This window comes from Kitasatospora sp. MBT63 (assembly GCF_000710465.2).
In the GTDB taxonomy this organism is placed as follows: domain Bacteria; phylum Actinomycetota; class Actinomycetes; order Streptomycetales; family Streptomycetaceae; genus Kitasatospora.
In genome coordinates this window covers 1-318 of record NZ_JAIZ01000647.1, presented here as the reverse complement: position 1 = coordinate 318, position 318 = coordinate 1, and the positions used below count along the sequence as shown (strand labels likewise).

1 protein-coding gene is annotated in these 318 nt (G+C 69.8%); it reads right to left on the bottom strand.

Annotation, left to right across the window (positions count from 1 at the left end):
* On the bottom strand, positions 1-318 hold a 318-nt coding region (locus tag AA75_RS50110; RefSeq protein WP_033824204.1), incomplete at both ends, for a hypothetical protein.

Here is a 318-nt window from a genome sequence, read left to right as displayed (position 1 = left end):
CCGCCATCAGGCCCAGCACCGCCAGGATCATCAGGCAGTACATGATGATCCACGTCGTCCGCGGGTACAGCTGGATCGCCTTGTTGTGCGCCATGTGCGAGGCGAACCAGAACCGCATCAGCCACGCACCCGCCAGCGTCGCCGCCGCCGCCCGCACCGCGATGTTCCTCAGCCCCAGACCGATGCCCAGCCCCACACCGGCGATCAGCAGCAGCGCGAACCCGGTCTGGCCGGCCAGCTCACCGGCCACCGGCCAGGTGTGGAAGTCCAGCGTCCCGGACCGGTCCGAGGCCCAGCCCAGCACGTACGCCGGATCGA